24 protein-coding genes are annotated in these 23,583 nt (G+C 53.5%); 16 read left to right on the forward strand and 8 right to left on the reverse strand.

What is annotated here, in order from left to right:
- Position 1: 1 nt before the first annotated feature.
- Positions 2 to 175 (reverse strand): hypothetical protein, encoded by a 174-nt coding sequence (locus FOC35_RS18025; protein WP_154640499.1) that lies wholly within the window; start codon positions 173 to 175, stop codon positions 2 to 4.
- A gap of 603 nt (positions 176 to 778) precedes the next feature.
- Between FOC35_RS18025 and FOC35_RS18030 the strand changes: the two genes are divergently transcribed.
- The 5 genes from FOC35_RS18030 to FOC35_RS18050 all read left to right on the forward strand — a co-directional run bounded on the left by FOC35_RS18030 (position 779) and on the right by FOC35_RS18050 (position 5,617).
- Positions 779 to 1,234: a hypothetical protein gene (locus FOC35_RS18030; RefSeq protein WP_016536925.1), complete on the forward strand. Its 456-nt coding sequence runs from the start codon at positions 779 to 781 to the stop codon at positions 1,232 to 1,234.
- A gap of 77 nt (positions 1,235 to 1,311) precedes the next feature.
- Complete coding sequence (locus tag FOC35_RS18035; RefSeq protein WP_172569706.1) at positions 1,312 to 1,905, forward strand: hypothetical protein; 594 nt, start codon at positions 1,312 to 1,314, stop codon at positions 1,903 to 1,905.
- Between the two features lie 162 nt (positions 1,906 to 2,067).
- Positions 2,068 to 3,564, forward strand: a complete 1,497-nt coding sequence (locus FOC35_RS18040) for a SulP family inorganic anion transporter (protein ID WP_172569707.1) — start codon at positions 2,068 to 2,070, stop codon at positions 3,562 to 3,564.
- Positions 3,565 to 3,821: 257 nt separating this feature from the next.
- Entirely contained in the window at positions 3,822 to 5,069 is a 1,248-nt protein-coding gene (locus FOC35_RS18045) for an MFS transporter (protein ID WP_016536923.1), read from the forward strand.
- Between the two features lie 17 nt (positions 5,070 to 5,086).
- Entirely contained in the window at positions 5,087 to 5,617 is a 531-nt protein-coding gene (locus FOC35_RS18050; RefSeq protein WP_172569708.1) for a GNAT family N-acetyltransferase, read from the forward strand.
- A gap of 26 nt (positions 5,618 to 5,643) precedes the next feature.
- Here FOC35_RS18050 and FOC35_RS18055 read toward each other — a convergent pair whose 3' ends face one another.
- The 5 genes from FOC35_RS18055 to yebS form a co-directional block, all read right to left on the reverse strand.
- Complete coding sequence (locus tag FOC35_RS18055) at positions 5,644 to 5,835, reverse strand: YebW family protein (RefSeq protein WP_016536921.1); 192 nt, start codon at positions 5,833 to 5,835, stop codon at positions 5,644 to 5,646.
- Positions 5,836 to 6,084: 249 nt separating this feature from the next.
- On the reverse strand, positions 6,085 to 6,324 hold the full coding sequence (locus tag FOC35_RS18060) for a YebV family protein (protein WP_016536919.1): 240 nt from the start codon (positions 6,322 to 6,324) through the stop codon (positions 6,085 to 6,087).
- Positions 6,325 to 6,429: 105 nt separating this feature from the next.
- Positions 6,430 to 7,878, reverse strand: a complete 1,449-nt coding sequence (gene rsmF / locus FOC35_RS18065; RefSeq protein WP_172569709.1) for a 16S rRNA (cytosine(1407)-C(5))-methyltransferase RsmF — start codon at positions 7,876 to 7,878, stop codon at positions 6,430 to 6,432.
- A gap of 75 nt (positions 7,879 to 7,953) precedes the next feature.
- Positions 7,954 to 10,587, reverse strand: a complete 2,634-nt coding sequence (locus FOC35_RS18070) for a PqiB family protein (protein ID WP_172569710.1) — start codon at positions 10,585 to 10,587, stop codon at positions 7,954 to 7,956.
- A complete protein-coding gene (gene yebS, locus FOC35_RS18075; RefSeq protein WP_371810706.1) occupies positions 10,556 to 11,800 on the reverse strand; it encodes a membrane integrity lipid transport subunit YebS in 1,245 nt (414 codons plus the stop codon). Before yebS ends, FOC35_RS18070 begins: the two co-directional genes overlap by 32 nt.
- Before the next feature lie 146 nt (positions 11,801 to 11,946).
- Between yebS and FOC35_RS18080 the strand changes: the two genes are divergently transcribed.
- The 4 genes from FOC35_RS18080 (at position 11,947) to htpX (ending at position 16,366) form a co-directional block, all read left to right on the forward strand.
- Complete coding sequence (locus FOC35_RS18080) at positions 11,947 to 12,435, forward strand: GAF domain-containing protein (protein ID WP_016536915.1); 489 nt, start codon at positions 11,947 to 11,949, stop codon at positions 12,433 to 12,435.
- Positions 12,436 to 12,539: 104 nt separating this feature from the next.
- Entirely contained in the window at positions 12,540 to 13,223 is a 684-nt protein-coding gene (gene proQ, locus FOC35_RS18085) for an RNA chaperone ProQ (RefSeq protein WP_172569711.1), read from the forward strand.
- Between the two features lie 20 nt (positions 13,224 to 13,243).
- Positions 13,244 to 15,292, forward strand: coding sequence for a carboxy terminal-processing peptidase (gene prc, locus FOC35_RS18090; RefSeq protein ID WP_172569712.1), 2,049 nt, complete (start codon positions 13,244 to 13,246; stop codon positions 15,290 to 15,292).
- Between the two features lie 192 nt (positions 15,293 to 15,484).
- Entirely contained in the window at positions 15,485 to 16,366 is an 882-nt protein-coding gene (htpX, locus tag FOC35_RS18095) for a protease HtpX (protein WP_172569713.1), read from the forward strand.
- Positions 16,367 to 16,411: 45 nt separating this feature from the next.
- Here the strand turns inward: htpX and FOC35_RS18100 are convergent, their stop codons facing one another.
- Positions 16,412 to 17,785 (reverse strand): MFS transporter, encoded by a 1,374-nt coding sequence (locus FOC35_RS18100; RefSeq protein WP_172569714.1) that lies wholly within the window; start codon positions 17,783 to 17,785, stop codon positions 16,412 to 16,414.
- A gap of 177 nt (positions 17,786 to 17,962) precedes the next feature.
- On the opposite strand from FOC35_RS18100, the gene kdgR reads away from it, so the two are divergent.
- Complete coding sequence (gene kdgR / locus FOC35_RS18105) at positions 17,963 to 18,754, forward strand: DNA-binding transcriptional regulator KdgR (protein WP_172569715.1); 792 nt, start codon at positions 17,963 to 17,965, stop codon at positions 18,752 to 18,754.
- 42 nt (positions 18,755 to 18,796) lie between these two features.
- Here kdgR and FOC35_RS18110 read toward each other — a convergent pair whose 3' ends face one another.
- Positions 18,797 to 19,036 (reverse strand): YobH family protein, encoded by a 240-nt coding sequence (locus FOC35_RS18110; RefSeq protein WP_172569716.1) that lies wholly within the window; start codon positions 19,034 to 19,036, stop codon positions 18,797 to 18,799.
- A 159-nt stretch (positions 19,037 to 19,195) separates the two neighbouring features.
- Between FOC35_RS18110 and mgrB the strand changes: the two genes are divergently transcribed.
- The 6 genes from mgrB to ftsI all read left to right on the forward strand — a co-directional run bounded on the left by mgrB (position 19,196) and on the right by ftsI (position 23,581).
- A complete protein-coding gene (mgrB, locus tag FOC35_RS18115) occupies positions 19,196 to 19,339 on the forward strand; it encodes a PhoP/PhoQ regulator MgrB (protein WP_016536908.1) in 144 nt (47 codons plus the stop codon).
- A gap of 55 nt (positions 19,340 to 19,394) precedes the next feature.
- Positions 19,395 to 19,679 (forward strand): YebO family protein, encoded by a 285-nt coding sequence (locus tag FOC35_RS18120; protein WP_016536907.1) that lies wholly within the window; start codon positions 19,395 to 19,397, stop codon positions 19,677 to 19,679.
- Between the two features lie 16 nt (positions 19,680 to 19,695).
- Entirely contained in the window at positions 19,696 to 20,691 is a 996-nt protein-coding gene (locus FOC35_RS18125; RefSeq protein ID WP_172569717.1) for an MBL fold metallo-hydrolase, read from the forward strand.
- Positions 20,692 to 21,237: 546 nt separating this feature from the next.
- A complete protein-coding gene (locus FOC35_RS18130) occupies positions 21,238 to 21,381 on the forward strand; it encodes a DUF2627 domain-containing protein (RefSeq protein WP_016536904.1) in 144 nt (47 codons plus the stop codon).
- Positions 21,382 to 21,394: 13 nt separating this feature from the next.
- Positions 21,395 to 21,604 carry a transcription antiterminator/RNA stability regulator CspE gene (gene cspE, locus FOC35_RS18135; RefSeq protein WP_001062678.1) on the forward strand — a complete coding sequence of 70 codons (210 nt, stop codon included), beginning with the start codon at positions 21,395 to 21,397 and terminating at the stop codon, positions 21,602 to 21,604.
- Positions 21,605 to 21,835: 231 nt separating this feature from the next.
- A complete protein-coding gene (gene ftsI, locus FOC35_RS18140; protein ID WP_172569718.1) occupies positions 21,836 to 23,581 on the forward strand; it encodes a peptidoglycan glycosyltransferase FtsI in 1,746 nt (581 codons plus the stop codon).
- Positions 23,582 to 23,583: the final 2 nt, after the last annotated feature.

A 23,583-nucleotide genomic window follows, 5' to 3' on the forward strand; every position in this document is an offset into this window, starting at 1 on the left:
GTTAAATAAATTTGATGATGATTGTGGTAACTGTAGCTACCGCGCCGATTAAACCCGTTGCGACAGCGACGGGATACCACATTGTTTCCCTGTTTATCTTTGCTGTCTCAGCCATCAGCTTTGCGATTTCTGCATGGATTTTTTCCAGTTCAGCTGCGGTCATATCGTTTGTCATCTCGTTCTTCCTTTCGGGTCTGGGCTGCGGCCTTTCCGCTACCTCATGAAAAGAATGATAGCCCCTTTGGGGCTACGTGTCAATGAAAGTAACAACATTGGGTTGTGAGTTTTATCATGTAAAAAGTTATAATTTTTCAATAAGGCTGGACTCGATTTTTTTTCGAATAAACTCGAAAAAAGTGATATGTGTTTGATTGTTTTGATGTGTTTTGAGCTGTGCTTTTGAGCGAAAAACAATTGATAATGATTTTATATTGCTGATTTAGAAGGGTTTTAATTGCAGGGAGCGATTACAGGAATCGTGTTCGGTCTTTTTTTTGCCCGGAAAGCGGCGAGGCTGCCTGCGCGAGAAAGATTTCCCATCACCTTCCTGACCCCACCTGTGCGCTAAAACCATACCATAACTTGCGGGCTTTTCGTCCAGCGTTTTTTTCTGATTTTGTTAATTATTTGTTGCGCAAGAGATTCTGTCGTATGAGGGGGAACCTACCTAAAAGAGTAGGGCTTTTATTCAACTTTTTTCATCGCTAAGTTTTATCATATCGGACTTGGTGGTTTTTTTAGTTTGTCTGTCTCAGGGAGGAGAGCGTAAGGATGAGTAATGAAAATAATAATGTTTACCGTGGGGCTTTTGGCGGCTTCGCTTTCAGGCGCCCACGGCGCAGAGCAGCAAAGAGAATATAATACCTGGCATAAAAAGAATGGCGTGCTGTATGGCATGACGCAGACCGCCGAGCACGAGCCGGTGCTGGTCAGTATCGGTAACGCCGGGTTTGAATCGGCAAATATGGTTGTTTCGTATACGCGAAGCGGTAATTGTGACGAAGCCGGGCGCAGCGCAAAACTGGAAATTGACGGCAAAATTGTTCCTGCGGAATATCGCTGTTTTCCACTCAAAGATAAAATTCTCGAGCATTTTGTTATAGCCGAGGCCGCGCAGGCCAATTATGTGGTCGAACGGCTGACTTCAGATTTCACGGTGTTAATTCAGAAGGACATCAAGCTGTGGGCGGCAAATGTTAAGTCTCCGAAATTTGGCGTCGGCCCGCGTCTTTAAATTCGTGCTTTGCTTTCCGGCATCGGGATATGATGCGGACGATTGCATTTCATCAGGGGCTAACTAAGGAGAGGGGATTGAGCAAGTTGTTGACCGGTAGTATTCGGCTTCTGATGGTGTTCTGCGCGGGTATATTGCTCAGCGCGTGCTCGCATAATTTGCCCTCTGTTGACAGGATCAACAAAGTTTCAAATTACCAGGGCGTGCTGGTAGCCGAGTCAAAAGACTATGTTTACAAGTTCTCGGGGGAGAAGGCGCAGCAGCAGTACACGGCCTATTATCAGTTCTACAAAACCTATAAAGACAGCATCACCCGAGTGCAAACTACCTTTGTTATCACGGATAACAGTGTTGATGCCGTTTACAAAAACTACTTCCGCACCGCCGGGATGTCTGATGAGCAACTGAAAGACCTGCGCGAGCAGTATAGTGCGACGATCCCAGCACCCGTTGGTTTTGGAATGGTGGCATTCAGAGCAAAAGGTGAGTTTATCCGCAAAAAAGATTCCTCGCTCTACTCTGCCGATGAAAGTGGCGTACTGGAGCAGCCGATCCCGGTGTCCATTACCGACAATAATGTTTCGGCGGGCGATCTCATTTTGATGCCTCTCGTCGTGCCCGTGTTCCCGCTGATCATGATGTACGGCTGTGCGACAGGCCCTTGCGTATAAGCCAATCCGCAGGTATTGACCGGGCTGATGCAAACGGGACGTCGTTTATGATGCCGGTCACAAAAATTCGCATCACGCCCGGAACGAAGCTACAATCCCCGCCTTGCTGACCGCGTTCCAGTAGAGGCGCGGCGTTCATAACAAATAAGCCTGCATTTCACTATGACAAACCAAACCGAGCTTGCCGCTCAACATGCGCGTGAAAATAGTCTTCGCGCCGTGCTTCGTTCGCCGCGCCTGATCCAGCGCGAAATTTTAGCCGGGGTGGTCACTGCCCTGGCGCTAATCCCCGAAGTTATCTCTTTCTCGCTGATTGCCGGAGTTGACCCCAAAGTCAGCCTAATCGCTTCCATTGTCTTGTGCCTGGCGATGTCGATACTTGGCGGACGTCCGGCGATGGTTACCGCCGCTGCCGGGTCGGTAGCTTTGGTTATTGGGCCGATGGTGCACCAGTATGGCGTGGGCTACATCCTGCCCGCGGTTGTGCTGGCCGGAGGTATTCAGATCCTGTTCGGCGTGACCGGCCTGGCGCGCATGATGCGCTATATTCCGCTGTCGGTGATGACCGGTTTTGTAAACGCTCTGGGGATACTGATTTTCTTTGCTCAGGTGCCGCACGTCTGGGGGCAAAGCCAGCTGGTCTGGGTACTATTCGCTATTACCCTTGCCGTGGTTTTACTTCTACCCAGAGTGCTCAAATCCGTGCCTTCGCCGCTGGTGGCGATTGTACTGGTGACCGCCGCCAGCGTTGCAATGGGCTGGACGCTGCCTACCGTTGGCGACAGCGGGCCAATGAAGGCAGGGCTGCCGGGGTTAACTGAACTGCTGGTTCCGCTCAATATGGAGACGCTGCACATTATCTGGCCTTGCGCGCTGAGCATCGCTTTCGTCGGCCTTATGGAGTCACTGCTCACGGCCAAACTGGTGGATGAGCTGACCGATACGCCTTCCAGTAAACGCCGCGAGTGCTGGGGGCTTGGCCTGTCCAATATCTTTGCTGGTTTTTATGGGGGGATTGCGGGCTGCGCGATGATTGGTCAAACCATTGTTAACGTAGAGCTGGGGAGAGGGCGCACGCGGCTTTCTACTCTGTCTGCGGCGCTGGTACTGCTGCTCCTGGTCACGGCGTTAAGCTCCGTCATGGCAAAAATTCCTATGGTGGTGCTGGCCGGAATCATGATGATTGTTGCGGTGAAAACGCTGAACTGGCACAGCGTCTCGCCCGCGACACTGCGCAGGATGCCGGTCCCTGAAACGCTGGTGATGCTGACCACCGTCGCTGTCACCGTTTATACGGACAACCTGGCCCTGGGCGTACTGGGCGGAGTGATTTTCGCTATGATGCTGTTCGCTCGCCGCATTGCGCATGTGGTAAAAGCGGAGCGTCAGCTTTCTGATGATGGAAACGCGGTGACCTACCGGGTCCGTGGCCCGCTATTTTTTGCCAGCAGCAATGATTTGGTGGAGCATTTTCACTATGCCGACGATCCGCAGCGGGTGATTATCGACTTGGCCCATGCTCAGATTTGGGATGCCTCAACGGTTGCCGTCCTGGATGCGGTTGAAACCCGCTACCGGCGTTACAATGCCGACGTCGAGATTATTGGCCTGGATGTACGCAGCGCCGATTTCCATCAGCGTTTAAGCGGCAAGCTTTAGTCTTTTAATCGGCAGCTTTTGGCTGCCGATTTCACTTTTTATTGATGCAGAATTAAACACCACTTTTTGAGCAGTACGTCACAATTTTTCACTACATTTCGCTGCCTTCCAGACCCTTTGAATCATAAGCTCGGGAATTAAACAATCCTGCAACATTTCCGTTGCGGCACCTTTCGGAATATCTTATTACTATTTAACCGCTTATTTATCTGCAAGCGGCCCCGCCTCCACTATAACGATAATTAACAGGAAACATTATGACGACAAAATATGCCGTCCGGGAGGACGCTACGCCGGGTTTTATTCAAACGCTAAAAACCTTCCCGTCTACCGTGATTGCGCTGCTGTTTTTTACTTTGGTTATTCGCTTCAGTTATTTTATGGCATGGCCGTTTATGACGGTGATAATGACCCGTAATTACCATCTGTCGCCCGTTTCGGTCGGAATAGCGATGACCAGCAGCGCGCTGCTGGCAGTAGGGCTGGGCATGTACGGCGGTCAGCTGTCGGACAAGCTGGGGCGGCGCGGCATATTGTCGCTTGGGTGCGCTTTATCTTTTGTCGGTTATGCCCTGTTGGGGCTGGCGGGCGGTATGACTCTATTTATCATGGGATTAATGATTGTCGGGGTCTGCTTCGCCTGGGTTGAGCCGCCGATCAGAGCCCTGATGAGTGATTTATTAGGCGATCGCCGCCGCCGCGCGCTGGCGCTGCAAATACGCTATTACCTGGTCAACGTTGCCGCGGTAACCGGCCCGCTGGTGGGAATAGCATTTGGGCTTACGTCGCAAAAAGGCACTTTTGTTATTACCGCAATAAGCTATTTGCCGCTGCTGGTTTATACCTTGCTTTATATTCCAGCGGGAAAGTTAATCAGTGATAAAACGCAGTCAGCGCCGACTATAAGGCTGAGGGATATTATGCTTATCATTGCCCGCGATAAACTTTTTGTCGCCGCGCTGATGTGCAGTATTTTATGCGCCGTGGTGTTTGTTCACTATGAGTCCGTGGTGCCGCTTTACCTGCTGACGCTCGACGCGGAGGCCGCGGTGAAGCTCATCACGCTGATCCTGGTTTCTAACGCCTGTACCGTGCTAATAGCTCAGCTTTTCCTGGTGCGCTTCCTGGCCCGGGTCAGCTTGCCTAACCGTATTCTGCTGGGCGGGGCTATTTTCGCGCTTTCCCAACTGCTGTTTTGGTCGGTGCGCGCCCCGGATGCTCTGTTATGGGTGGGCGTGACTATCGTTTTCAGTATTGGAGAGGCGATTTTGATGCCGAACCTGAACATCCTGCTGGATCAGCTTGCGCCGGATGAACACCGGGGGGCTTATCTGGGCGCTTCCACTTTGTCCACGCTTGGTATTGCGCTGGGGCCGTTAATCGGCGGAGTGATGTTAACCCTGACCGGGGCGGGCGTTTTTCTCAGCACCGCGCTGTTTAGCCTGCTGCTGTGCGCTATTATCTACGCCAGCAAAGCGGGCATACGGCAGCGATTACAAGAATAAATTTTGCGGGAGTTATTATGTTTACCGAAGCACCACAAATTGAAACAGAGCGTCTGATCCTGCGTCATTTTACGCTGGACGATTACCCGGCCCTGGTTGCCTGCTGGTCTGACCCGGAAATGGTGAAGTTTATCGGCGGCGGCAAACCACAGGATAAAGAAATGAGCTGGGGAAGGCTGCTGCGCTACATCGGCCACTGGCAGGCTCTGGGCTATGGCTACTGGGCGTTGTTTGAGAAGCAAAGCGGTCATTTTGTCGGGGCGTTTGGCTTTCAGAATGCTCAGCGCGACCTGACTCCTGCGCTGGAATACCCTGAGGCGGGCTGGACGTTAATACCAGCGGCTCACGGCAAAGGTTATGCGGTGGAAGCTCTGGAAGCGGTGCTGAGCTGGGCGGATGAGTGCTTCGATGTGCCGGTATGCTGCATTATTGATGACGACAATCAGCGCTCGATTCGGCTGGCGGAGCGTTTTGGCTTCCGTTTTCAGCACTATGTGGACTATCACAATAAGCAGGTAAGAATGCTGGTTCGCCCGCTTAACCGCTAATCCCTTAACAGGCGGCCTGAATCCACTCAGAAATCAGCGTATTCCTGAGCAGGCCGCCAGAACCCATCGATAAACTCTTCAACCGGATAACAGCCGCCGTGGCGCATGCGCTGCTCGCTCATCGCGCTCAGGCACTGGCGTTCGGTATTAAACACCTCAAGAACCAGATCGTCGCAGCCGCCATCCAGGTAACAAACGAATAAAACCAAAGCAAACATTAGCGCCTCTGAACCGCTTCGTTTGGTTTAAGTGTAGGGGAGCTGGCAGGATAGGGGGAATAAACCTTTAAAATAACCCGTCATGAGGACGGGGAGACTGCCGACAAAGTTCATTGATTTAAAAATCCTGAACTTCGGTCTGACAAAAAAATGAATAATGTTTTCTGACTTGCCCCAAACGGTCGAAAACCACGTTTTTCGGCTGTTTGTCATGGAAATAACCCGTCCGGGAGACGGGTTCATCTTGAGTCAGGCAAGGCGCATGACCCAGGCATCACGCTGCTGGTCGTAATGTTGAAGGTAAAGAACGGAATGTTCACCGTCCAGTACGGCGGGAATGGAGGTTTTATCGTCCCACGCATCCAGCTGCATGCACAGGTCAGGGTCGGATTTGCAGGGGATGCTTAACGTTCGATCCCCCTGCTGTTCACCGTGTAATTCGGCATCGTCGATTTCGAATATACCGATTCGGACATTGGTTTTTGTCATCTTGCGCTCCTTGTTATCTGTGGCAGGTGGTATGACCAGTAGGTCGCCCCATTTTCAGCGTAGTCAAGGCAGCACAAATTGCCAAATAAAAAAGTGCTTATTTCTTTATTCGGCCCGGGGAGCGGCAAATAACTTACCGTCGCGCACCAGATCCCGCGGGTAGCTGTTTTTCAGGCGTGAACCCACTTTGCGCGCAAGGCCGAGTGGTTGCCTCTGAAAAGTGACAATCACCTCATCGCGTGACGGTGTCACTTCAGGGTAAATGTCCCGCCCACGATACCACTCTTCGGCCTCCGGTTCGCTCAGCTCGAAGCAAAGCGGATTGTCACTTTTTACCAGGGCAATCACAGCTTCGTGCTGCCAGCGGAAGCCTTTATTGTGCTGTTCAGCCAGGCGCAGGCCAATTCGGGAGAAGCGCACTTTGCCGATAAGCGGCTCTATTTCAGTCGGGAACAGCCAGATCTCTTTATCCCGCTGCCACAGGCGAAGTTGGTCCCCCCAGATTAAGCCCGATTTTTCAGCCGCCGCCGTAACATCGGCTGCCGCTTTGCCTTTCATTGGCGCAAAGGGGAATTTCCCTACTTTATAACCCGGCTCGGGAAGCTGTTCGATAGATGCGGTTTTGCGCAGGCGCGCAACGAAAAAACCTTCACAGTCGTAGATCTGCGGGAAGACGTGCAGGAAGCCTTCCGGCGTAAGAGCGCGTTTCGCTTCGGGGAAAAGCTCGCCAAGAGGCGCAATTTCAACCGCCTGCGGGTAAGTGTCCAGTAGCCACTGGCAGATTTGCTGGTTTTCTTCGCGGTTTAGCGTGCAGGTAGAGTAAACCAGCGTGCCTCCTGGGCGAAGAGCATGGAACGCGCTTTCAATCAGCTCACGCTGCGTATTGGCAATCTCCACCGTGCTTTCCGGTGACCAGTTGCGAAGCGCATCGGGGTCTTTACGCACCACGCCTTCGCCGGAACAGGGGGCGTCCAGCAAAATAGCGTCAAAAGCTTCCGGCAGGGCTGCACCAAAAACGCGGCCGTCAAAATGGGTCAGGGCAACGTTGCTGATGCCGCAGCGGCTGATGTTGGCGTGCAGCACCTTTACCCGGCTGGCCGAATACTCGTTGGCGAGGATCGCTCCACTGTTGCCCAATCGGGCGGCTATTTGGGTGGTTTTGGATCCCGGGGCAGCGGCCACATCCATTATGCGTTCCGGCTGGTTACCGTCGGCAAACAGGGCGGCAACCGGCAGCATCGAGCTGGCTTCCTGGATGTAAAACAGGCCGCTTAAATGTTCGGCGGTGCTGCCCAGGGGAAGCGTATTTTCATCATCGCGCTCAATCCAGAAGCCCTCTTCGCACCACGGAACCGGCGTCAGCCGCCAGCCGTAAGGCGCAACAAGTGCTAAAAAGTCGCTCACGGTTATCTTCAGCGTGTTCACCCGAAGGCTGCGGCGCAGCGGTAGCTGGCAGTATTCGATAAAGCTTTCCAGCGTCTGGTCGGCGGGAAGCGCCTCGCGAATAGCGTCGAGGAAAGCTTGCGGAAGATAAACGGCAGTAGGTTGAGCCATGAAAAACGCCCCTGGAAAAAATAAGGGGCGCAGTTTAGCACGGAATCGCCCCGGTTGAGCACCGGGGCCTTAGGGTTAACGCGGCAGAGCGGTTCCCCACTGACGCCACTCTTTTGGCTCGCTTTCCAGCAGCAGGAAGTGTTTGCCCGGCTCGGCCTTCGGCGCCAGCGGCGTGCCCGGCGGCGTTGCAAAGGCGATACCGCCGCGAATGAACTGATTGAAGGTGCCTGTTTTCACCACGCCGCCGGTCAGGCCAAAGTCCAGGCTGTAGCCAGAGGCCAGCCAGAATACCGAGCTGTCGCGGACCAGATGCTGGAAGCGCTTACTGATGCGCAGGCCAACCATCACGCGGTCGGAGAGGTTGCCCAACGTCATTCCGGTTACCGTCCCGACTTCAATGCCGCGGAACAGAACCGGCGTGCCGATGCTGAGCGCCCCAGCTTCCGGAACTTCGACCACAATGCTCAGGCCGTCTGAATAACGGGAATCGGTAATCGAAGCTTCCTGGAGCTCGAAGTCGCGGCGCGGGCCGCCATTGCCCGGCTCTACGTTGATGTAAGGCTGGAAAATGGTATCCAGATGGTCGACGCCTGCCGCAGAGATTTGCGGTGTCACTACCGAGAAGCGCGTACCTGCCCGGGCAAAGGTGGAAACATATTCCGGGTACAGCACTGCCTTGGCTTCAACCTCACTACGCGACTGGGTAAGATTCAGGGACTCAAGCTGGCCGATATTAATCCCCAGGTAGCGAATTGGCATGCCGGCGGAGAGTTTCCCTGCGTCAAAGGTGTGAAGCGTTATCTGGCTACCTACCGCCCGCGCGGCGGTTTCTGATGCATAAAGCACGCGTTTCTCGCCTTTCACCTGCCCGACGCTTGCGCCTGAGAGGTTATCAAAGCTGATGGCACCTTTCAGCGCACGGGAAAGCGGCGAGGCCTGAACCGTCAATCCGCTGCCGTTGAGCTGAACGCGAGCGCCGCCTTCAGCCCAGAACACGGTGTTCGGCGTTAGCAGACTGCGATACTCGGGCTTGATGTGTACGTCGATATCGAAATTATTGGCGCGTGGGCGAATGGTAATAATTTCCCCAACCTGGAACTTACGATACAGCACCACGGAGCCGGTCTGGATATCAGGCAGGCTGCTGGCAGTGAGGGTCAGCGTGGTGGTCGGGAGATCGCTCAGGCTGTTTTCAACCGCTTTATCAATGTTGGCAAACAGCGGATAGCTGCTTTTCATTTCACCTTTGCTGCCGGGCAGTACGCGAATACCGCCGTTGACCCACTCGCTGGCGCTGGCGCCCAGGAATTCGACGCCGTCCATACCGAGTTTGACGTCGATACGGCTGTTGACCACGAACTTGCTGTCGCCCTGTAACAGATGGCGATACTGCGGGTCGATGGCAACGGAGAAAGTGACGCCTTTTGCCGTCAGGCTGCGTTCAAGCACCTGACCAATCTGAATGCCGTGCAGAATAACCGGCTGCCCGGCGTCGATGCCGTAGCTCTCCGGCGCTGTGAGCGAGAGGGTTAACACATTCGGCTGCTGGAGCGGCGTTTTATCGCTCGGCAATACCGTGAAGTGGTCCTGCGGTTCACCTTCCCCCGGCACCAGCTCAAAGGTGCTGCCGGTAAGCAGGCTGCTGATGTTTGGATTATCGAGGGAGATTTTCGGGCTGCGTAGCTCGATACGCGTTCCGCTGCGCATCAGGCTAACCACGCCCGGGTCAACGGTCATCTCGCCGGTTACCGTGCCTTCAGGATTGAGGTTCAGTTTGGTCAGCGAGCCGACTTCCAGGCCCTGGTACATCAGCCGGGTGGAACCCGCTTTGAGGCCGCTGCCGCCCGGCAGGCCGAGTTTGATTATCACCCCGCGCTGGCTGTGGGCCAGGTCTTCATACAGGCCGAACTCGTCATCGGCTTTCGCCGGGGCGGATTGCTCCGGCGAGTCGAAGGCGATAGCCCCGTTGACCAGCGCCGCCAGGCTTTCAAGCTGCACTTTAGCTCCGTCCAGGCCCACGTTTGCCTTCACGCCAGAAACGTTCCAGAAGCGGCTGCCTTTTTTCACCAGATTGGTGAAGCGGCGGTCGATAAGCACGTCGATGGTGACGCCCTGTTTGTTCTTATTGAGGGCGTAGTCATACACCCGGCCAACCGGAATTTTGCGGAAATAAACCAGCGAGCCGCTATTGAGCGAACCGAGATCCGGGGCGTGGAGATGAATCATCAGCTCGCCGTTATCCAGCCGATATTTAGGCTGGGTATCGAGCGCGGTAAAGTGATCCTGCGGTTCTCCCTTACCCGGCATCATGCCGATGTAGTTCCCGCCGACCAGCGCATCGAGGCCGGAAACGCCGGCGAGCGAAGCTTTTGGCGTCACCAACCAGAACTGAGTATCTTCACGCAGCGCGTCTTTCATGTCGCTTTTGATGCTGACCTTAACTTCAATTTTACGCAGGTCATCGCTCAGGCTAATGCTTTGCACCGTGCCGACTTCCACGCCCTGGTAGCGCACCGGCGTTCGGCCAGCGACGATGCCGTCGGCGGAAATAAAGTCGATAGTAACGGTGTTGCCACGTTCCTGGTAAGTCGTCCAGATAAGCCAGCTGGCTATCAGTAACGCAATAATAGGTAACAGCCAGAAGGGTGAGATCCGGCGTTTTGTTTTAATTCGCGCCTCAGTCGGTGAAGCGTGCGTTTCCTGACTCATGTGCGTCCCAAAGTAGTCGGCTATCCAGCCATTCAACGGCAAGAATAGTTAATATAACCGCCGCGCCGAAAAACACCGCGGCGGGGCCCATCGTAAAAGCTAATAGCTGGTCACGATTAACCAGCGACATCATTAAGGCGATAACAAACAGATCGAGCATTGACCAACGGCCAATCCAGGTGACAAAGCGTAGCAGCAGCATGCGGGTTCTTAACCCCTGCTGGCATTTAAAGTGAATACTGATAAGAAGCGTAATCAATACGATAACTTTAGTAAACGGCACAAGGATACTGGCGATAAATACCACCGCAGCCACGCCGATATTGCTGTGAGCTAATGACAGTATGCCCGACATAATCGTGTCTTCCTGGCGCGCCCCGTTGACGTAGATAATCGAAATAGGCAGCAGGTTGGCAGGAAGCAAGAAGACCAGAGAGGCTATCAGCGCCGCCCAGGATTTTTGTAAGCTCTGCTTGCGGCGGTGACGCATTGGAATATGGCAGCGCGGACAGCGGCCGCGGGCGTCCGGGATGCCGGTAAAATGGCAGCCGAGGCAGACGCGCAGCTGGGCGTTGAAGGCGCGGGGAGCGCGCTGGGGATAGAAGCGTTCCCAGAGCTGCTCAATATTCAGGTGGATCATGGTCAACAGGCTGAGGATCACCAGCGCGATAAAAGCGACAAGCCCCGGCCCCGGCTGGATAAACGCATATTCTTTGACTTTAATGCACGCGACGCCGATGCCCACCAGATAGATATCGAGCATCACCCACTCTTTGAGCTTATCCAGCATCAGCAGCACCGGACGCAGATTCATGCCGAGGATATTGCCAAAGCAGAGATAAGCAATCGCCGCCACCAGCGTTGCCGGAGCGCCTATTACGCAGAACAAAACGACGGCAGCGGTCAGCACATCGCCCTGGTTGGCCATTTGCCAGATCCCCTGGAACACGTTGGCATCAATGCGGGTGCCAAGCAGATAAATGCGTAAAAGCGGGTCGGAAAAGGCGACGGGCATCAGTACCAGCATGGCAATCGCCATCGCCCCGAGGCGAGTTAATGACCAGTCGCGGCCGTGGTGGACGCGAGCGTTGCAGCAGGGGCAATAGGCACTTTGTGTTGATTTGACCGGCGGCAGTGAGAAAAGGGTATCGCATTGAGGACAACGCTGATAACGTGCCTGCGGCAGAACCTGACTGATGGCGTATATTTTCATGTTGCGTCGTAAGCCGGGAGCGTTGTTATCTGAATTATTCATTTAGCCTATAGTAATTCATAAAATGATACACCTTGTGGCACAGCGCATTTAATGCTTATTTTAGTATGCTATGAAGTTGAGTAAGACAACATAACGGTTATTAAATGAACAAAGAGCAATTTTACGCGGATTTGAACCGCGATTTTAGTGCGTTAATGGCAGGAGAAACCAGTTTTCTCGCAACCCTCTCCAATACCAGTGCCTTGCTGTTTGAGCGCCTGGAAGGGGTGAACTGGGCAGGATTCTATCTTCTTGAAGCAGACACGCTGGTACTTGGCCCGTTCCAGGGCAAAATCGCCTGCGTGCGCATCCCGGTAGGTAAAGGCGTATGCGGCACCGCGGTAGCGACAGCCACCATCCAGCGTGTTGAAGACGTACATGCCTTTGACGGCCACATCGCCTGTGACGCTGCCAGTAATTCTGAAATCGTGCTGCCGCTGGCGGTAGACGGCCAGGTTATCGGCGTGCTTGATATCGACAGCACCGAGTTTGGGCGTTTTTCAGAAGAAGACGAAATCGGCTTAAAAACCCTGGTTTCTCTGCTTTCAGATGTGCTTAGCGGCACCGATTTTAAAAAATTCTTCTCCCGATAGCATGATAAGCAACGGATAACGTGGCATTTAGCGATGGCGTCATTATAATGTCGCCTGTTCATGCCTGCGGCTTATTGGCAATTCCGTTGTAATCAGGAAATTTCATGGAAAATCAACCTAAGTTGAATAGCAGTAAAGAAGTTATCGCATTTTTGGCAGAGCGTTTTCCGCACTGTTTTAGTGCTGAAGGTGAAGCACGTCCTCTGAAGATTGGTATCTTCCAGGACTTAGTCTCTCGTGTTGAAGGCGAAATGAGCCTCAGCAAAACTCAGCTTCGCTCGGCATTACGTCTTTATACCTCAAGCTGGCGTTACCTGTACGGCATCAAGGCTGGCGCGACTCGCGTAGATCTTGATGGCAACCCGTGCGGTGAGCTGGACGAGCAGCACGTAGAGCACGCTCGCCAGCAGCTTGAAGAAGCAAAAGCTCGCGTGCAGGCACAGCGTGCCGAACAGCAGGCGAAGAAGCGCGAAGCTGCCGCTGCCGCTGGCGTAACGGAAGAGGCTCCGCGCCGTGAACGCAAACCGCGCCCGGCCGCTGCACCGCGTCGCAAAGAAGGTGCAGAGCGCAAACCTCGCGCAGAAAAACCGGCTCCTAAGGCAGCGCGCGAAGAGCGTCGTACGCCGGTGACCGATATTTCAGCTCTGCAGGTTGGACAGGCCATTAAAGTCAAAGCAGGCAACAACGCAATGGATGCAACCGTCCTGGAAATTACCAAAGATGGCGTCCGTGTACAGCTGACTTCTGGTATGGCAATGATCGTACGCGCAGAACACTTGCAGTTCTGAAACGGAGGCCTGACTCAGGCATGAACAAACTCTTTAAGCTTACGGCTATCGCCAGCCTGCTGTTCGTGGCAGGCAGTGCCCTGGCCCTGGACAACATCACCCGTGCTGACCAAATTCCGCAGTTAAAGGAAGAGCCTCAGCACGCGACGGTGAGCGAGCGTGTCACCTCTCGCTTCACCCGCTCGCATTATCGTCAGTTCGATCTGGACGCTAACTTCTCGGCAAAAATCTTTGACCGCTACCTGAACCTGCTCGACTACAGCCACAACGTGCTGCTGGCAAGTGACGTAGCGCAGTTTGCCGCCAGAAAGGGGCAGATTGGCGATGAGTTACGTTCCGGCAAGCTCGATGTGTTTTACGATTTATACAATCTGGGTCAGAAGCGTCGTTTTGAACGTTATCAGTACGCGCTGAAGGTGCTGGCTAAGCCGATGGACTTCACCGGCAACGACACCATAAACCTGGACCGCAGTAAGCTGCCGTGGCCAACCAGCGTTGATGAGCTGGATAAGCTCTGGGACGCAAAGGTTAAATACGACGAGTTAAGCCTGAAGCTGACGGGTAAAACCGAGCAGGAAATTCGCGAAACGCTGACCAAGCGTTATCAGTTTGCGATTCGCCGCCTGGCGCAAAGCAACAGCGAAGACGTGTTCTCGCTGGCAATGACCGCCTTTGCGCACGAAATCGACCCGCATACCAACTATCTTTCTCCGCGCAGCACCGAGCAGTTCAACACCGAAATGAGCCTTTCTCTGGAAGGGATCGGTGCCGTTCTGCAAATGGATGATGACTATACGCTGATCAACTCTATGGTTGCCGGTGGTCCGGCGGCGAAGAGCAAATCGATTACCGTGGGTGACCGCATTGTTGGCGTTGGCCAGACCGGTAAGCCGATGGTTGACGTTATCGGTTGGCGTCTGGATGACGTGGTTGCGCTTATTAAAGGCCCGAAAGGCAGCAAGGTTCGCCTTGAGATCCTGCCCGCAGGCAAAGGCACTAAAACGCGTATCGTCACGCTGACCCGCGAGCGCATTCGTCTTGAAGATCGCGCCGTGAAAATGTCTGTAAAAACCGTCGGCAAGGACAAAGTTGGGGTGCTGGATATTCCAGGCTTCTACGTTGGCCTGACGGATGACGTCAAAGTTCAGTTGCAGAAGCTGGAAAAACAGAACGTTAAGAGCGTGATAATCGATCTCCGCTCCAACGGCGGCGGGGCGCTGACTGAAGCGGTTTCGCTCTCCGGCTTGTTTATTCCGAGTGGCCCGGTGGTTCAGGTTCGCGACAACAACGGTAAAGTCCGTGAAGATAGCGATACCGACGGCGTGGTTTACTACAAAGGGCCGCTGGTGGTGCTGGTTGACCGCTTCAGCGCCTCGGCTTCGGAAATCTTTGCCGCCGCGATGCAGGATTATGGCCGCGCGCTGATTGTCGGCGAGCCGACCTTTGGCAAGGGCACCGTCCAGCAGTACCGTTCCCTGAACCGCATCTACGATCAGATGCTGCGCCCGGAATGGCCTGCGCTTGGCTCAGTTCAGTACACCATTCAGAAGTTCTACCGTATTAACGGCGGGAGTACCCAACGTAAAGGTGTCACTCCGGACATCATGATGCCTACCGGCACCGAGCAGACGGAAACCGGCGAGAAGTTTGAAGATAACGCCCTGCCGTGGGATAGCATCAATGCCGCGACCTACGTCAAGACCGGTGACTTAACGCCATTTGAGCCGCAGCTTCTGAAGCAGCATGAGGATCGCATCGCTAAAGATCCTGAGTTCCAGTACATCGTGAAGGACATTGCCCGTTTCAATGCCCTGAAAGAGAAGCGCAACATCGTTTCCCTCAATTACGCCCAGCGTGAAAAAGAGAACCTGGAAGACGATGCTACGCGGCTGGCTCGTATCAATGACCGCTACAAACGCGAAGGCAAGGCACCGCTCAAGAAACTGGACGATCTGCCAAAGGATTATCAGGAGCCCGATCCGTATCTTGATGAAACGGTTCATATCGCCATCGATCTTGCCGGTATGGAGCAGGACAGGCCGGCAGAGCAGCCGGCACCCGCAAAATAACTCCCCGATGGGCACCCGAAACGGTGCCCATTTTTTTACCTGTCTCCAGCGATGTAAGACAAATGCATACAAAATGTAAAGTTATGTATTATTAATCACTTGGCGGCTCGAGATGCTTGAAAATAGGCGGCGCGCCCCTACGATGTTGTGGAGCGCAAAGAGCGTGTTTTTAACCGAGGTAAAAAGAAAATTATGATGCGTATCGGGCTTTTCCTGCTGACCAACCTTGCGGTGATGGTCGTTTTCGGGCTGGTGCTAAGCCTGACGGGGATCCAGTCGAGCAGCGTTCAGGGTCTGATGATCATGGCGGTGCTGTTTGGCTTTGGCGGCTCATTTATTTCCCTGCTGATGTCAAAATGGATGGCATTGCGTTCCGTAGGGGGGGAGGTGATTGAGCAGCCTCGTAACGAAACTGAGCGCTGGTTAGTTGAAACCGTGCGCCGGCAGTCGCAGCAGGCGGGCATCGCGATGCCGCAGGTTGCGGTTTATCACGCGCCGGATATCAATGCGTTTGCTACCGGGGCGCGCCGTAACGCCTCCCTGGTGGCGGTCAGCACGGGTCTGCTGCAGAACATGAGTCGTGACGAAGCCGAAGCGGTTATCGCCCACGAAATTAGCCACATCGCCAACGGCGACATGGTGACCATGACCCTGATTCAGGGCGTAGTGAACACCTTCGTTATCTTTATCTCTCGTATCATCGCTCAGGTGGCTTCCGGCTTCCTGTCCGGGAACAGAGACGATAACGAAAGCAGCAACGGTAACCCGATGGTCTATTTCGCTATCGCTACGGTGCTGGAGCTGGTGTTTGGTATTCTGGCCAGCATCATCACCATGTGGTTCTCACGTCACCGTGAATTCCACGCGGATGCAGGCTCCGCGAAGCTGGTAGGTCGTGAGAAGATGATTGCCGCGCTGCAGCGTCTGAAAACCAGCTATGAGCCGCAGGAAGCCAGCAGCATGATGGCGTTTTGCATCAACGGTAAGGCGAAGTCGATGAGCGAGCTGTTTATGACTCACCCGCCGCTGGACAAACGTATCGAAGCGCTGCGTAGCGGCGAATACCTGAAATAAACGAAGTCTTGAAGTAAAAAGCGTGCCCTGAGCGGCACGCTTTTTTTATGCCTGCGCGCGGGGTTGAGACATTCGCAATCCGCTGACGATGGCGGCAACGGTGGCAAAAATACCCGCCAGCACCAGCGAAGCGTGAGTGCCGCCGGTGGTAAACAGGTTGAACATAAGCGCCACCAGCGCAGCGCCGCAGCTTTGGCCGAGCAGACGCGCCGTGCCCAGCATTCCGCTGGCTCCGCCGCTGCGGTGACGAGGAGCCGAAGAAATAATGGTGTGGTTGTTAGGAGACTGGAACAGGCCAAAACCCGCCCCGCAAAGCACCATGCGCCAGATGATATCGATATCGGACGGATTATGCGGCAGCAGCGCCAGGGCGAATAATCCGCAGGCCATAACGGCCAGCCCCACGGCCCCCATCAGCCCTGCATGGAGGCGCTCGATCAGGTAGCCCGCTAGCGGAGCCATCACCATTGTTGCCAGCGGCCACGGAGTCAGCAGCAGCCCCGTCTCCACTTCACTGCGCCCGAGGGTGGTTTGCAGGAAAAAGGGCAGAGCAACCAGGGCCAGCATTTGCGCGGCGAAAGAGCATATGGATGTGCCTATCGACAGCGAAAAAATTGGGATGCGCAGCAGATCAACCGGCAGCAGCGGGAAAGGGAGTTTGAGCTGGCGGCGAATAAATAAATAACCCACGACCGCAAGCGCGACCAGTTCGCCAATGATCAACGGGGCGGGCTGACCCTGAGAAAATCCGCTGATAGCCGAAATCAGCAGGCCAAAGGTCAGGGCATTCATTATCGCACTCGGCATATCGAAGCGCTGGCCCTGAGATTTTTGCTGATTAGGCGGCAAATAGCGCAGCGCCAGAACCAGAGCCACAATACCAATCGGTACGTTAATCAAGAACAGCCACTGCCAGGAGGCAACGGAGAGGATGGCGGCGGCCACGGTCGGCCCGGCTGCGGAGGATACGGCAACAATAAACGAATTCAGACCCATGCCACGGCCAAGCTGGCGCTGGGGATAGATCAGGCGGATAAGCGCGGTATTGACGCTCATTAATGCCGCACCGCCAAAGCCCTGCAATACGCGCGCAAAGGTTAACATCGGCAGAGAGTCAGAAACCGCGCAAAATAACGACGTCAGGCAGAACAGCATCAGCCCGCATTGATAAATACGCCGGTAACCAAAGATATCGCCAAGGAAAGAGAGCGAAAGCAGGGAGACAATAATCGCAATTTGGTAGGCGTTTACAACCCAGATTGATTCAGCCGGGCTGGCATTAAGATCGTGTGCAATCGTGGGCAGGGCAACGTTGGCGATAGCGCCATCCAGAACGGCCATCATGATACCCAGTGCGATGGTGAGTATTGCGCCATAGCGCTGAGGCGCAGGGATGCCGTCGGACAAGAGTTTATCCATACTATAAATTGTGCTGTCTAAATTCGTCAGGAGAGTAGCTAATTTATCATTAATCCCTTCGCGTTATGCCGCAGATTTGTAACGAATCAGCAGGCTTTAATTGCGGTGCTCGCGGGGCGACGCATATACTAAAAAGCAGTTCCGATTTTTATAAAATAAACAAGATCGAGGTGATGAATGGCGCTTGTAGACCCCGATAAGCAACCAGATTCAGTTTCTTCCGTGCTGAAAGTGTTCGGCATTTTGCAGGCCCTCGGCGAAGAGAAAGAAATGGGGATCACCGAGCTGTCTCAGCGCGTGATGATGTCCAAAAGCACCGTCTATCGCTTCCTGCAAACCATGAAATCCCTTGGCTATGTTGCCCAGGAAGATGAGTCGGAAAAATACTCTATTACCCTCAAGCTGTTCGAACTGGGCAGCAGCGCATTGCAGAATGTCGATCTTATTCGCAGCGCCGACGTGCAAATGCGAGAACTCTCCCGCCAGACCAGAGAGGCCATTCACCTTGGGGCGCTGGATGACAGCAGTATCGTCTATATTCACAAAATCGATTCGCTCTATAACCTGCGTATGTACTCCAGGGTAGGGCGACGCAACCCGCTTTATAGTACCGCGATTGGCAAAGTTCTTCTGGCCTGGCGCGAGCGGCCTGAGGTGCTTGATATTCTCAGCCCGGTGGAATATTTCCGCAGTACCGATCGCACGATTTGCAGCACTGAAGCATTATTACCGGTGCTGGATATCGTTCGCAAGCAAGGTTACGGCGAAGATAATGAAGAGCAGGAGGAGGGCATTCGCTGCGTGGCGGTGCCGGTATTTGACCGTTTTGGCGTAGTGACGGCGGGTATGAGCATCTCTTTCCCAACGTTGCGCTACAGTGAAGAGCGGCTGGAGGAGTACGTTAAAATTCTTCATCAGGCCGCCGGCAGCGTCTCCCGGGAGCTGGGCTACAATCACTATCCTTTCTGAGCGTCTGGCTAAGCCGCGCGGTGCAGCGCGGCGGCTTCATTATTAGCCGTTATCAATGGGTGTATCAGTTTTGCGTAGTATCGGGCAGTCGGTTAAACCGATGATACCGCTGTCTGTGTGAATAAACGGCGCGGTAACGGTATTACGTGCGGTCAGATATTTGCACTGCAATCCAAGCCCTGCGGCATTTTCTTTGCTGCCAATGAGAACGCCATAGCCGGATAGCAATAATCCAATCCAGATCAATGCGATAACGACAACAGTACGGATAATAAAGCGCATAGATACCTCATGTATCAATCAGGAACAGTAAACATCTTACTTTGATCTATAGGCGTCACAATCTGATGATTCTGAAATAAAAAAGCAGGAATCGTTACTTATAGTTTATGTGGATGGTGTTAAATTGGCGAAATTATACGGTCAAAAGGTGGCGTAGCAGTGAGAAAGTACAGATGGGTGATTGTTTTAGTTATTGTCGTTGCCTGCCTGCTGTTATGGACTCAAATGATAAATGTAATGTGCGACCAGGATGTGCAATTTTTCAGCGGCATTTGTACCATTAACAAATTTATCCCCTGGTAGTGATTTTTCTCTCCCTGCCTCAGGTGTAGAATGCTTTTTTTATTGAGGTGGTAAGATGAACGAATTGAGTTTTGGTGCTTTGAGTTTCATGCCGCTGGCTATCTCGCTGGTGACGCTGATTATTGGCCTTGTCCTGTGGTTTTTTGTGAATCGAGCCAGCGGTCGTGCAAACGAGCAAATCGCGCTGCTCGAAGAGCTGGTTGACTTGCAAAAACGTCAAAACGCGCTGCTGCGCCGTCTTTGTGAAGCAAACGAGCCGGAGCAGGAGCAAAAGCCTGTTGCAAAAGCGCAGGAAGAAGACGTTGACGACGATTTTGTTCGTCTGGTAGCAGAGCGCTAAGCGCACCGGAGGTGGGATGAGCTGGAAAAACCCCTGGTATAATCCGCAGTTATCCCACCATCTTCCCGATGGGTTCCGCAATCCGGAGCCCTCTGTTCGCCAGCCGGGCGCCGTAAAGCGCTGGCGTCAGGAACGTAAAGCGCAACAGCTTCCAAAACCTCCCGCTTCAGGCTACTCCGCTTTTATACAAAACTGGTGGCAACAGGTAAGCCTTAGCGGCAGCGATGACCGTGCCTGGTGGCTGGGGCATGCCAGCCTGTTATTAAGACTCAATGGCAACTATTTACTGACCGATCCCGTTACTTCTCGCCGGGCATCGCCGCTTTCCTTCGTTGGCCCCGCCCGGCGAACCGAAGTTCCGCTGAATATTAAACAGCTACCGCGGCTGGATGTGGTCCTCATCTCCCATAATCACTACGATCATCTGGACACTAAAACCGTTCGCCAACTGGTACGTCGTTTCCCGAACGTGCATTTCTTCGTTCCGCTCGGCCTGAAATCCTGGTTCAGCAAACGCGGAATTGAGCAGGTAACGGAGCTGGACTGGTGGCAAAGTTTTAACTGGCAAGGGATGGCTTTCACCGCCGTGCCTGCAAAGCACTGGAGTATGCGGAGTTTCTGGGACAGGAACCGCTCGCTGTGGTGCGGCTGGGTAGTGGAGCAGGGGGCGCTGCGGTTTTGGTTTAGCGGCGACTCGGGTTATACCGAATCGCTGGAGGAAATTTACCGTCGGCTTGGGCCGTTTGATATGGCGGCGTTGCCGATTGGAGCCTACGAGCCGCGCTGGTTCATGGGCGACCACCATATGGACCCGCAGCAGGCGGTGAAGCTGTGGAGAGCGATGGGTAAACCGACCACGATTCCAATCCACTGGGGCGTATTTGAATTAGCCGATGAGTCGCTGGATAAACCGCCGCAGGAATTGCGCGAAGCGCTGGAACAGGCCGGGGAAAGCCCGGAAGGCTTTTCGCCGCTGCGCATTGGTCAAAGTTTGCCCTTATTGAAGAAATAAGGATTAAATATTATTCCCCGTCATCACTATTCTATTTTGTTAAATTAAATCACCTTCCGTAATCGCGGGATAATTCATCGAAACGTTTTTATTGCCTTATCATGGGGCAATATGTCATTAAACTTTCATTATTTTGGTGCAGTATTATTAGCCGACTGCGCATGTTTTATTCCTTTGTTCAGAAAAAACACAGCGGTGAAATTGGCCCGCGTTTCGCTGTGACTTGCGTTAGGTCATTTTGTGCATAGATATGCATAAAAAATCATAAAGATATATTCTCAAAATATGATTTTGTTGGCCTGACATCTGGACGAAAAGTAAGGTTTAAGCTAAGGTTCAAAAGTTGCCAATATTTTCTTGTAACACAGTCTGTTGCGGCAACTTTTTATGATGAAATTTATATTCAAAAAGCGCGAGTTGATTACTTAAAGCAACCGTGTAACTTTCTGAATCTGTGCGGCAGATCGACACATGCTTAAAAATGGCTTGCCATTGTTTACGTTGTGTGTGATAACACGTTGGGTTAAACGAGGTACAGTTCTGTTTATGTGTGGCATTTTCAGTAAAGAAGTCCTGAGTAAACACGTTGTCGTTGAATACCGCTTCTCTGCCGAGCCTTATATTAGTGCCTCATGCAGTAACGTCTCTGTTTTATCTATGTTATGCCTGCGGGCGAAGAATACAATCTAAGGAATTTTGCAAAATGGCAAAGATTAAAGGTCAAGTTAAGTGGTTCAACGAGTCTAAAGGTTTTGGCTTCATTACTCCTGCAGACGGCAGCAAAGATGTATTCGTACACTTCTCTGCTATCCAGGGTAACGGCTTCAAAACTCTGGCTGAAGGCCAGAACGTTGAATTCGAAATCCAGGACGGCCAGAAAGGCCCTGCTGCAGTTAACGTGACTGCCATCTAATTCTGCTGGATTAGAGCTCAGGCGCGAATAACGCCGAATTGAGATAAAAGCCCCGCTTCGGTGGGGCTTTTTCATGCCTGTTGTTAAGCCTCTGTTTTTCAAAATATTAACAAACTGACGCATTTGTTGCCTCTTGTTGCAAACCTGCGAAGGTTTTAGCACTGTTACCCCGGTAAAATCCCTCCAATCTGGTTAAATCTTTCAATTGCTTAGGTCGTGCAAGGAGTGGTTGTGAAGAAGGGTATTCCGGCGTTAACCGGTAATTTTATCCAGTGGCGATTTGGGCTGCTGTGCGTAGCCATCACCGTGAGCCTGGTGTTTTTGCTCGGGCGTATTGCCTGGCTGCAAATCATCTCTCCGGATAATCTGGTTAAGCAGGAGGATATGCGCTCCCTGCGCGAAGAGCCGATCGACGTCCCTCGCGGCATGATTGAAGACCGCAACGGCAAACCTCTGGCGGTGAGTGTGCCGGTAGAAGCCGTGTGGGCTGACCCAAAAACGGTGATGGAGAAGGGCGGCGTGCTGGTGAACAGCCGCTGGCAGGCTTTGGCATCGGCGCTGCATGTTCCCCTCAGCGAAATTTCCGCCCGTATTCATAGCAACGAGCGCGGCCGCTTTATTTATCTGGCCCGCCAGCTCGATCCCCAGCAGGCTCACTATATTGATAAGCTCAATATTCCCGGTATTGCCCTGCGTGACGAGTCGCGGCGTTTTTATCCGGCCGGGCGCGTGGGGGCGAACCTGATAGGCTTCACCAATATCGATGACCAGGGCATTGAAGGGATTGAGAAAAGCTTTAATCAACAGCTGACCGGGAAAGAAGGCGAGCGCCTGGTGCGCAAAGATCGCTATGGTCATGTTGTGGAGAATATTACCGAAACGCCAGCCAGCCCGGCCCACAACATTATGCTCAGCATTGATGAGCGCCTGCAAACCGTCACCGAAGATGCGTTGAGCAACGCCGTTTCATGGAACAAAGCGGAGTCCGGCGCGGCGGTGGTCATCGATGTGCAAACCGGTGAAGTGCTGGCGATGGCAAATTATCCAACCTTCAACCCTAACAACCGCGATAACGCGAAGCTGGATGACTTCCGTAATCGTGCCATCAGCGACACCTTCGAACCCGGTTCGACGGTGAAACCTATGGTGGTAATGACCGCGCTCCAGCAGGGCATTGTCAGGCCGGACAGCGTTATCGACACGCATCCGTTCACCCTTGATGGTCACCATATCCGTGACGTGGGCTACTATCCGCAGTTGACTCTCACCGGCGTGCTGCAAAAATCGAGCGATACCGGCGTGTCACGCCTTTCACTGGCGATGCCGATTCAGGATATCTGGGACACCTACCATCAATTCGGTTTTGGTGTGCCAACGGCTATCGGGCTGACAGGTGAAAGTCGTGGCCTGCTGCCGGTGCGCCAGCGCTGGGGCCAACTGGACAGGGCAACCTTCGCCTTTGGCTATGGCCTGATGGTGACGCCCCTTCAACTGGCGCACGTCTACGCCACCATCGGCAGTTTCGGTATTTCGCGCCCGCTGTCGATAACGCGCGTCGATCCCCCGGTTGAAGGCAAAAGAGTCATGTCGGAAGAGATAGTTCACCAGGTCGAGCATATGATGGAAAGCGTTGCTCTTCCTGGCGGCGGCGGCGTCAAGGCCGCGGTTCATGGTTATCGTGTGGCGGTAAAAACCGGTACAGCCAAGAAAATCGGCCCTGACGGGAAGTATGTCGATCAGTACATCGCCTACACGGCGGGCGTGGCGCCTGCCAGCAATCCGCGCTATGCCCTGGTGGTTGTCATTAACGACCCGTCAAACGGCAAATACTACGGCGGCGCGGTTTCTGCCCCGGTCTTTAGCCAGATCATGGGCGACGTATTGCGGCTGGAGAACATTGAGCCAGACGGCCTGCCCGCAGGCGACAACAGCATGATGGTGCTGAACAAAATAACCAACGATCGCGCGGCAATGTAGCG

The sequence above is a fragment of the Cedecea sp. FDAARGOS_727 genome (assembly GCF_012273235.1).
GTDB lineage: Bacteria > Pseudomonadota > Gammaproteobacteria > Enterobacterales > Enterobacteriaceae > Cedecea > Cedecea davisae.

Bases quoted from the DNA above. Each gene is read 5' to 3' on its own strand.
- FOC35_RS18025 (WP_154640499.1), bottom strand. From the start codon at position 175: ATGACAAACGATATGACCGCAGCTGAACTGGAAAAAATCCATGCAGAA.
- FOC35_RS18030 (WP_016536925.1), top strand. From the start codon at position 779: ATGAAAATAATAATGTTTACCGTGGGGCTTTTGGCGGCTTCGCTTTCA.
- FOC35_RS18040 (WP_172569707.1), top strand. From the start codon at position 2,068: ATGACAAACCAAACCGAGCTTGCCGCTCAACATGCGCGTGAAAATAGT.
- FOC35_RS18045 (WP_016536923.1), top strand. From the start codon at position 3,822: ATGACGACAAAATATGCCGTCCGGGAGGACGCTACGCCGGGTTTTATT.
- FOC35_RS18050 (WP_172569708.1), top strand. From the start codon at position 5,087: ATGTTTACCGAAGCACCACAAATTGAAACAGAGCGTCTGATCCTGCGT.
- FOC35_RS18055 (WP_016536921.1), bottom strand. From the start codon at position 5,835: ATGTTTGCTTTGGTTTTATTCGTTTGTTACCTGGATGGCGGCTGCGAC.
- FOC35_RS18060 (WP_016536919.1), bottom strand. From the start codon at position 6,324: ATGACAAAAACCAATGTCCGAATCGGTATATTCGAAATCGACGATGCC.
- rsmF (WP_172569709.1), bottom strand. From the start codon at position 7,878: ATGGCTCAACCTACTGCCGTTTATCTTCCGCAAGCTTTCCTCGACGCT.
- FOC35_RS18070 (WP_172569710.1), bottom strand. From the start codon at position 10,587: ATGAGTCAGGAAACGCACGCTTCACCGACTGAGGCGCGAATTAAAACA.
- yebS (WP_371810706.1), bottom strand. From the start codon at position 11,800: ATGAAAATATACGCCATCAGTCAGGTTCTGCCGCAGGCACGTTATCAG.
- FOC35_RS18080 (WP_016536915.1), top strand. From the start codon at position 11,947: ATGAACAAAGAGCAATTTTACGCGGATTTGAACCGCGATTTTAGTGCG.
- proQ (WP_172569711.1), top strand. From the start codon at position 12,540: ATGGAAAATCAACCTAAGTTGAATAGCAGTAAAGAAGTTATCGCATTT.
- prc (WP_172569712.1), top strand. From the start codon at position 13,244: ATGAACAAACTCTTTAAGCTTACGGCTATCGCCAGCCTGCTGTTCGTG.
- htpX (WP_172569713.1), top strand. From the start codon at position 15,485: ATGATGCGTATCGGGCTTTTCCTGCTGACCAACCTTGCGGTGATGGTC.
- FOC35_RS18100 (WP_172569714.1), bottom strand. From the start codon at position 17,785: ATGGATAAACTCTTGTCCGACGGCATCCCTGCGCCTCAGCGCTATGGC.
- kdgR (WP_172569715.1), top strand. From the start codon at position 17,963: ATGGCGCTTGTAGACCCCGATAAGCAACCAGATTCAGTTTCTTCCGTG.
- FOC35_RS18110 (WP_172569716.1), bottom strand. From the start codon at position 19,036: ATGCGCTTTATTATCCGTACTGTTGTCGTTATCGCATTGATCTGGATT.
- FOC35_RS18120 (WP_016536907.1), top strand. From the start codon at position 19,395: ATGAACGAATTGAGTTTTGGTGCTTTGAGTTTCATGCCGCTGGCTATC.
- FOC35_RS18125 (WP_172569717.1), top strand. From the start codon at position 19,696: ATGAGCTGGAAAAACCCCTGGTATAATCCGCAGTTATCCCACCATCTT.
- FOC35_RS18130 (WP_016536904.1), top strand. From the start codon at position 21,238: ATGTGTGGCATTTTCAGTAAAGAAGTCCTGAGTAAACACGTTGTCGTT.
- cspE (WP_001062678.1), top strand. From the start codon at position 21,395: ATGGCAAAGATTAAAGGTCAAGTTAAGTGGTTCAACGAGTCTAAAGGT.